Annotated in this window: 6 protein-coding genes and 2 pseudogenes; 3 read left to right on the forward strand and 5 right to left on the reverse strand. The window is 42.8% G+C overall.

From position 1 onward, the window contains the following. The 5 genes and pseudogenes from IM456_RS18320 to IM456_RS18340 form a co-directional block, all read right to left on the reverse strand. Positions 1-424, reverse strand: a pseudogene (locus IM456_RS18320) (ISKra4 family transposase); the annotation flags it as partial. Positions 425-592: 168 nt separating this feature from the next. Next, positions 593-1654 (reverse strand): annotated as a pseudogene (locus tag IM456_RS18325) (AAA family ATPase); the annotation flags it as partial. 104 nt (positions 1655-1758) lie between these two features. Then, a complete protein-coding gene (locus IM456_RS18330; RefSeq protein ID WP_149988239.1) occupies positions 1759-4464 on the reverse strand; it encodes a phycobilisome rod-core linker polypeptide in 2706 nt (901 codons plus the stop codon). Between the two features lie 174 nt (positions 4465-4638). Beyond that, positions 4639-4977 (reverse strand): divalent-cation tolerance protein CutA, encoded by a 339-nt coding sequence (gene cutA, locus IM456_RS18335; protein ID WP_149988240.1) that lies wholly within the window; start codon positions 4975-4977, stop codon positions 4639-4641. A 159-nt stretch (positions 4978-5136) separates the two neighbouring features. Next, positions 5137-5844, reverse strand: a complete 708-nt coding sequence (locus tag IM456_RS18340) for a Crp/Fnr family transcriptional regulator (RefSeq protein WP_287694643.1) — start codon at positions 5842-5844, stop codon at positions 5137-5139. Between the two features lie 55 nt (positions 5845-5899). Between IM456_RS18340 and IM456_RS18345 the strand changes: the two genes are divergently transcribed. The 3 genes from IM456_RS18345 (at position 5900) to IM456_RS18355 (ending at position 8166) form a co-directional block, all read left to right on the forward strand. Further along, positions 5900-7099 (forward strand): acetate and sugar kinases/Hsc70/actin family protein, encoded by a 1200-nt coding sequence (locus IM456_RS18345; protein WP_287694640.1) that lies wholly within the window; start codon positions 5900-5902, stop codon positions 7097-7099. 296 nt (positions 7100-7395) lie between these two features. Next, complete coding sequence (locus IM456_RS18350) at positions 7396-7560, forward strand: hypothetical protein (RefSeq protein ID WP_287694637.1); 165 nt, start codon at positions 7396-7398, stop codon at positions 7558-7560. 72 nt (positions 7561-7632) lie between these two features. Further along, a complete protein-coding gene (locus IM456_RS18355) occupies positions 7633-8166 on the forward strand; it encodes a DUF4351 domain-containing protein (protein WP_216645744.1) in 534 nt (177 codons plus the stop codon). Positions 8167-8353: the final 187 nt, after the last annotated feature.

Consider the following 8353-nt stretch of genomic DNA (forward strand, 5'->3'; position numbering starts at 1 on the left):
ACTTCTGGGTTAGACGGTAATTCTTCAAAAGCATAGCGATGCACGAGGCGTTGTTGGGTACTGTGAGAAACAGCAATTCCTGTCAATGATTTGATTTTCTGCGCCGATTTCTCGTAGGATTCATCGCCACTTAATAGCAAACAGTTCTTCTCTAACATTGGACTCATCTGAGTCCGAGGCTTTACTTCTAACTTCTTCGCTTGTTTTTCTGTAATTGGTAATTCGCCCAAAATACTTTTTACTTTTCTTGTCCGACCGGCTGTTTCTCCTGTGCTTGTTTTGACAAAAAAATACCGATTTCTGGGTTGACATACTGAATCATTAAATCTCTAACAGTCTCTTCTATCTCTGCCAAGTTATTAAATTTCTCAACTTGGGATTGTTCATAAAGACATTGCCCTAACTCTTGACATAACTCTTTAATTCTTTTTTCATTTTCTGATCACATTGGACTGTTCCTCCCATCGAGATATATTCTGAATCGTAAGTTATAACTATTATAATCTCATTTCTCTTTGTGATCAGGTTCAAGATTTTCTAGTTTTTGACTGCTATAAGCATTAATACTCATTGCACAAGTGAGATGCTCCCCTTTTGGCACAATTTGATTGAGCTTTTCTTGGAGATAATCGGCGGTAGAAATCGCTGATGATAGGATTTTTTTGATAACTTTATCCGCTTTGATAGCTAGGGTTAGATCGTTGATAATATAAGGACTATGAGTAGTTAAAATTAGTTTATTTCCTTGGGTTAAATTGGCAAATTCAAATAATTTATATAAAATCTTTTTCTGAGATTGAGGAAATAGATTCTGCTCGATTTCTTCCACAATATTTACAAAACACTCATTGCGGTATTTAGAAGATAACACTTCTAGTGCCGCCTTTTTTAGGTCATCGGAAAGATTATCATTAGAGAGAATTTTCTCGATTTCCATTTTTAATCTTTTTTGCTCCTCTCCACTGAGTTCATTGCGGGAAGTTTCTTGAGTTCGATTAATCGATAAAGCAATATTTCGAGAAACGAGAAATAAAGGAACAAAAGACTGAAAACCACTGGAAGCTTCTGATAGATTTAGTTGATAATCACTACCCACAATCTTTGCCAGTCTATTGAGTTTATCAAATTCCAATTTAACCTCACCTACTGGCAAAGTCAAACTGCCAGATAATTCCTGTTGTGAGCGATCCAATTCTTCCCAGAAAGTATATAATGATTCTGGCAGTCCTTTGAGTTTTTCTGGCCATCTTACTGCACTCAAAAAGTTTCGCTCTGCTGGTACATACATAATTTTTGGTACTCGATACTTTGAATTATCAGTACGCTCGATCGATAATTTAGCATTTTTAAAACTAATTCGATAAACATCTCCATTGTATTCAATTTGGGTTTCGGGTAAAAAGTAATTGGTTAAATTTTGGTACTGACAAAATTTAACAAAACGATTATATTTAGTCACATATTTTTCCTCTAAATCTCCACGATATAGAGCTTTTTCCAACCAGCTTAATGTTGATATTAATTTAGCAATGCTACTTTTTCCAGTTCCTTGATTACCGATAAAAATCGTTACTTTCCGAACGTCGATAAAACCATCATTTTCTACTAAACCCGCCTTAATTGGACCGAAGTCTTTAACTTTAATTTGGCTCATTGTTATCCCCTTGATTGACGATGATAAATTTTGGCCAGTAATTTGTCCCGAAAAAAGCTCGTGTTGAACACGAGCTAAATTAATTAACTGCAATGACTAATTAATTAGCCACCGACCTTAACTACTGGTTTAAAACTGGGAACAACCAGTTCACTGTCCTGTTTAGTCAGCTTATTGTATAACCGTTCCGTATTGGGGAAATTAGCGGCTGGTAGAGTCGGGAAACGACGATAGGGAACCGTATCTTCACCAAATAATTGTAGGTATTCCATGCTATTAACCATGGCACCGATAAAGGCCTTTAATCCCTTAGTTGCCAGAATTTGGTTATATTTCTGGATTTCTTTTTGATTCAAGGGAGCGCGACCTAAGAAGTGCTTGGTTCCCAATTCAATTACTTTCGTATTCGGATAGGGAGCATAGAATTCTTTCAGGTAAAGATCCGAACAACCTAAACCCTCAATAAACTCTTTCACCGTGATCTCAGCATTGCTTAATTTACTCTCTAAAGCGGTAAATTCGGCATTGATGATATAGGGTTCGAGATCCCGTTCAAAAATCTGACGATAGGCGGCGCGAACAGTATTTTGTACGGCAACTTTATCCAGATTAGTTAACAGTTTAAAGATCTTAGTTTGTTCCCGTTGAACCGTGACACCTTGACCGACACGAGATTGAATATCGGGTTCAGTGCGAATCGAGACCGAAGGTGTACCCAATTCAATAAAGCGCGGGGTTTCCTCTTTATCAACTCTTTGGCCGATATCTTCGCGGAGATTACCCAAACGCACCATCCGTAACTGCATCCCTTGGGGAGTTAGATAGCGCTCGTAGGGAACCGTATCTTCACCAAAAGCTTCCGTATATTCAGGACTGTCGATAAGGGCATCGATTAAAGCATAGAAGCCTTTTTTCGAGCAAAGATCGAAGTATTGATTCATTTCCTGACGACCGTAGGTGGGACGACCGAGCAGACGACGGTGAATATATTCGATCGCTTTCACCACATAGAGAGGAGTCCAGTAGATTTTCCGGAAAGCCTCGGATTTAGCTAGGGTTTTGATAAACTCGCGCAGAGTAATATCGCCATTTTCTAACTTAATCTCGGCCACGGATAAACGCTGACCTTCGTAGGGCATTCGACCGAAAACCTGACGATAAGCCGCTAAAATCACTCTTTGGGTGGAACTTTCGCCAAATTTAACGCTTACCCCATTGCTAGAACCGGGTAACTCGTTATTGAGACGGAAAACTTTCGGTCCCAAAGTACCGGGGAATTCACCTCGGGCGCCGGGGTTGCTATTTTGGTTATTAGTGGCAGGTCCGCGGTGGATGAGGATACGTTTGGTATCTTTACCGAAGGGAGCGGGACTAGAACTAGGTTCGCGGGTTTCTTTCGGGAAAATTGCCCCAAATTGGATTTCTAGGGGATCATTTCCGGAACCGTAAACGTGCTGATCCGGTAAGGGGCGATCGTATTTAGCAAAGGTGGTGATAAATTGGGGAACTTTGCGGAAAGGTGCGCTGTAGTTAAACAGGTCGATCTGCATCCCCCAGTTACGACATTCCTGCGCTTCTGCACCCAAACCCCGGAGATAGGGAACGGTTTCTTCGCCGAAATAGTCGGAATACTCCTGAGAATCGACTAAAGCATCGATTAACGCCGCTAAACCGCCGCTAGAGACGATCGAGAAGTATTTCTGCACTTCTTCCCGGGAGGAAGGACCGCGACCGAGGAAATGACGGAAAGCCAATTCTAGGGCGCGACTATTGATAAAAGGTTCAAAGAACTGTTTACGGTAGAGAGGCGATTTACCGAGACGACGGACGAATTCTTTCATCGAGATGTCGCCGTTTTTCACCTTCGATTCTAGGTCAGAAATGGACTGACTGTAGGCGCGAGTGATGTCCCGTTCAAAAATTTGTCTGTAGGTGGCCTTGATAATCGAAGATTTTTCCGACTCCGATAAACCGGTTTTCATGACAAACTTTTGCCGTTTTTCGGCGGCGTTGTAGTAGCTTTGGGGAAGACTTAAACCCTGTTGGTCACTACTGGGACGCTGACGCAGTTTATTAGAGGGGGTGGGGGCTTTTAATTCACCCAGTAGGATATTGAAATAGTCACTGATTAAAGTGGCCGCATCCTTGTCTCTTTGGAAATACTCGATCGAAGCGGCCCGCATTTCCTGTAGGGCCACGATGGTGGCATCAATGGAACAGGCATTTTCGAGAACTTCCCTTAAACCGCGGGTATTAACGATCAGGATACTGGTATCACCAGCCACGATCGCGTATGTAATGTAACGCAGGAACCAGGATAAATCCCGGAGGGACTTCTGCATATTGCTCGGACCGTAACGCGAGACGTTAATCGGTCGGAATCCGGGGGGAATCGGGCCGCTAGAGGCGAAAATCCCTTTTAAGCCACCGAGAAGGCCACTGCCGCCACCGGAGCCGCTTTCCGCGTAGGTAACGGTTCCTAATTTCATCCCTTCCTGGACGTTGATAACTTTACCCGCACCCACCAGGGCCAATTCTTCCACGGGGGGTTTTTCTAGGTAAGCCATGGGTGAACCACCGGTAAAAATCCGGTTAGCTGCCCGTGAGACGATCAGATCGGAGTTCCGGGTGAGCGTTTGGGCAATATCTAAGCGCTTGCTCCCCGATTGGAAGTAGGCGATCAGTTCATTGAGTTCGGGTTTATCGAGAAAGCGGTCTTGTTGTTCTGCTTGGGTAATGGCAGATACTGGGACGGTTTGATAGAGTTGGGGACGCGCTAAGGAGCTGCCACCGCTTGCCTTAAGACTCATTGGATTTTAACTATCTCCCTTGACGATGTGCTGAGTTCTCCAATCGTGGAGGCGATCGGTCTTAAAACCAGATGTTTAAAAATTTAATCAGCATCTAGATTAAAACTTTTTGCGCTTCCTGAGATAGTTTATTAAGAATTATATAGATTTTTTTCGCTAAACTTACCGATCGGTCTATTCCGACACCCCACCTGTATGGGAGGCTAACCAGTCTAAATAGGTCTGAGAACCCGCCACAATCGGTAAAGCGATGATTTCTGGGACTGCATAGGTATGAAGTTCCTGTATCTTCGCCGATAACTGCTCAAACTGCTTTAAATCGCTTTTAATCGCTAATTGCCATTCGCTCTCGTTTTCAATCTGTCCCTGCCAACGATAAATGGAACGAATTGGATAAATACTGACACAAGCTGCCAAGCGATCGTTAAGTAAGGCGATCGCTAAGTTTTCCGCTTCCGTTTCGCTGGTTGTTGTCACCAGCACCACTCCAAAACCGGTTAATCTTTCAGTCATAAGTAGTCGTGCAAAATAAATTTCCTAGTGAAGATAGGCACTCATGCAAAAGGCAACAGGCAACAGGCAACAGGCAAAAGGGGGGATAAATAATCAGTCTTTAATAACTGGATTTAGTATGATAACTGATAACTGATAACTGATAACTGATAACTGAATTTAGGTGATCGCTTTTTCTAAAGCGGCCAGATCGGGAATACAGAGAGATTCCTGCTGTCGTTGAATCAGTCCTTTTTTCTGCAATTTGGTCAAGGATCGGGTCACGGTTTCCCGGGCCAGTCCACTAATACTACTCAATTCCCGGTGAGGTAAATTAGGAATTATCGCACCCTGACCGCTTTTTTGTCCTTGACCTTCGGCTAAAAAGAGTAAACTATCGGCGACTCTGGAGAGACTATCGGCCTCGCGCAAACGTAAACGTCGGTTAAGCTGACGCAAACGCTTGGCCATTAACTGAGAAAGACGAATTCCCGCTAAAGGTTCCGATTTGAGCAGATTAACAAAATCTTGGGCGGGAATACTGCTAATTGTGGCCGTAGTTAGGGTGATAGCATCAGTCGAGCGGGGAGATTCTTCTAAAGCGGCCATTTCTCCGACTATTTCCCCTTTACCGACGATATTTAAGGTGACTTCTTTCCCCTCCATATTGTAAGTACGAATTTTCACCCAACCATCGAGAATAAAGTAAACCGAACCCCCCCAATCATTTTCCAATAAAATCGCCCGATTAGCAGGATGGGTAAGGGTGACAGCATGAGAAGTAACTTTATCGAGGGTTTCAGGAGGTAAACCGACAAATAAAGTGGCTGTATCTAATAATTTTTGAATCTCTGCTGATTTTTCCGCAGGATAGCGTTTTTCTTCCATAGTTTAATATTTAAATTTTGTCCGTTTTAGGCGGGTGATTCTACAATAGACAGTTGTGGGTATTTTTAATTATCCAGTGACCAATAAACAGGATTTTTCCTCCCTACTGACCGAGATCGATCGGATTCTTTCCAGGGTGATTTCGTCTCTAGTTAGCCCGCAAGAAGTTACCTCCGAGACAATGATCGCCACTCGTCAACATTTAGAATCGGCCAGAGCGCTGCTTTCTCCCTTATTATTGCCCGACCGAACCCCTGAAGTTGCCCGTTGGTCCCTGGGAATGGAGGTACAACCACCAGGGGTGAAAATCGTCTTTTTCCGGGAAAGCCAAGGACTGATCGATTTTTATCCTCTTTCTTGGAGTCTGGCAACGGGAACAAGCGATCGCTTACCCTGCTCTCAGGTGGAAGAATATCTAATTAGCTGGCTATCTGATCGGGATTTTAGCACCGATTCTTGGCTCTGGGAAGCCCTGGAGCGATTAGAAGCTATCATTATCACCGACGACGGGGAAACCCCCACGGATGACCTGAAAAAAGCCCTTCTCACAGCGCAACTAATACCCCCCGATCGCCTCTCTAGTCTAGAAACAGCGATCGCTACTGCTCTGGCCTATATTCCCACTAGCGATCAACCGCAACCCCAAACCCTACTGGTGATCGAAGGGAAACGGGAAACCACCACTTTAGCAATAGTGGAAGTCCCACCGCAAACTCGCTCTTTATCCCGTCAAGCGATCGCTATGAGCCATTTTAACTACGGGGAAAACACCTATGAACGAGCCATACTCTCTCAGTTAATCTATCCTCTCTGGCGTTCTTTTTTGCCTCTTTCCCCCTCCGATCTCACCGATACTAATCCCTTAAAAAAATCTTTACTGGCAGCCGCTAGATTAACCAAATTAATCCTCCAAGAAGAAAGCGAATTTACCTCCTCTCTAGCCGGTCATACTTGGACGGTCAGTCGCACCGATTTAAATAAGGAGGTGGTTCTACCATATCTAAATAATTTAAGACAGAAAGTTAATGATTTGTTAGAAAAACAGCAAAAAAGTCTTGAGGATATTGATCGAATAATTTTTAGCGGTAATTTTTTCTTGACCATTTGGCCCTATTTCTTAACAGGAATACAGCAAGAATTTGCCGGATGCAACCTAGAGTCCCCCAGTCAGGAAACCTTCTCACCAGCAATCTTGGGTTTGGGTCGTCTCTCTTTATTTTCGGCTCTTAGAGGTCAGAATGGAAATAATGCTTAAAAAAATCAACCTCAGCCTCGGTCAAAAGTCACAATTTAGGTGTGAATAGAATTTTTGGGGTAATTGTGGGGAATACTAAAACCGACTACCTTGATGTCACAGCTAGTTATAAATTTTTCCGTTACAGCCTTCCTTATAAACATAAGGTATAACTTAATTTGGTGTTGACGACCGACGACCGGCTCCCCAAAAGGAAAACTTCGTATCTCACCATTAAGATAACTGCTGTATTAGTTGGCGCATTATTTTGAATAAAGCGAGACCAATCTCAATTTTCTCTAGCCCATTGAGAAACCATGATTTACGACAATGCTTGTAAATATCTGGCCGAAAAATATCCCGCCGAATTTGTTCGGTGGCTACTTCAAACTGAGCCAGAAAAACTTCGCATTCTCAGAACTGAATTGAGTCTCGACCCCATCTATGCCGACTCCCTGATTCTGTTGCGAATGGGACGATAAATTCTAGACTTAGAATTTCAAACCCAACCCCAATCCAAGCCTCCAGTTCCCCTGCGGGTGCTAGACCATTCAGTGAGACTGAAACGAAAATATCGCTGTTCTGTCATCCAAATCATCATTTTCTGCCAAAAAATCAGCAATCAAATCGCCTTTACTGAGGAATATCGAGATGAAACTACCATCTATCAATATCGAGTCATCCGTCTCTGGGAGCAAGACCCCACCCTATTTTTAAACAATCCGGCTTTGTTAGCTTTTGCTCCCCTGACCAAAAGTGACTCGCCCCCAGATTTATTAGCGCAATTTGCTCAAAAAGTCAATCAAATAGAAGATACAGAGCAAAGACAAAATCTTGCTAGTTGTACGGGACTTTTAGCCGGTTTGCGCTTTGAAAAAAGTTTAATTCGCTCACTATTTCGGGAGGACATCATGAAAGAATCTGTCTTTTACCAAAGTATTCTCAAAGAAGGTTCAAGAGAAGAAGCACAAAAATTAGTTTTGCGTCTGTTTAACCTAACCGTAGGAGAACTTGAACCCAGACTGCTTAATAAAATTGAAACCTTATCTCTCAGTCAATTAGAGGAATTAGCAAAGGAATTGAGGTAGATTTATGTACTACGCTCTATCAATATGTTAAAGAACTGGTTGGTAATAAGCTGTTAAGCATTTAAATTGCTTGTTGAGACGAGGCAAGAGGCAAGAGGCAAGAGGCAACAGTAAAGGGATTGGGGGAGATTCGGCTAATCTTAAGAATAAGTGCTTTAAATGCGTCTTAGCTTACTAGAACCACAGC

This window comes from Microcystis sp. M079S1 (assembly GCF_020246425.1).
In the GTDB taxonomy this organism is placed as follows: domain Bacteria; phylum Cyanobacteriota; class Cyanobacteriia; order Cyanobacteriales; family Microcystaceae; genus Microcystis; species Microcystis aeruginosa.

Bases quoted from the DNA above. Each gene is read 5' to 3' on its own strand.
- IM456_RS18330 (WP_149988239.1), bottom strand. From the start codon at position 4,464: ATGAGTCTTAAGGCAAGCGGTGGCAGCTCCTTAGCGCGTCCCCAACTC.
- cutA (WP_149988240.1), bottom strand. From the start codon at position 4,977: ATGACTGAAAGATTAACCGGTTTTGGAGTGGTGCTGGTGACAACAACC.
- IM456_RS18340 (WP_287694643.1), bottom strand. From the start codon at position 5,844: ATGGAAGAAAAACGCTATCCTGCGGAAAAATCAGCAGAGATTCAAAAA.
- IM456_RS18350 (WP_287694637.1), top strand. From the start codon at position 7,396: ATGATTTACGACAATGCTTGTAAATATCTGGCCGAAAAATATCCCGCC.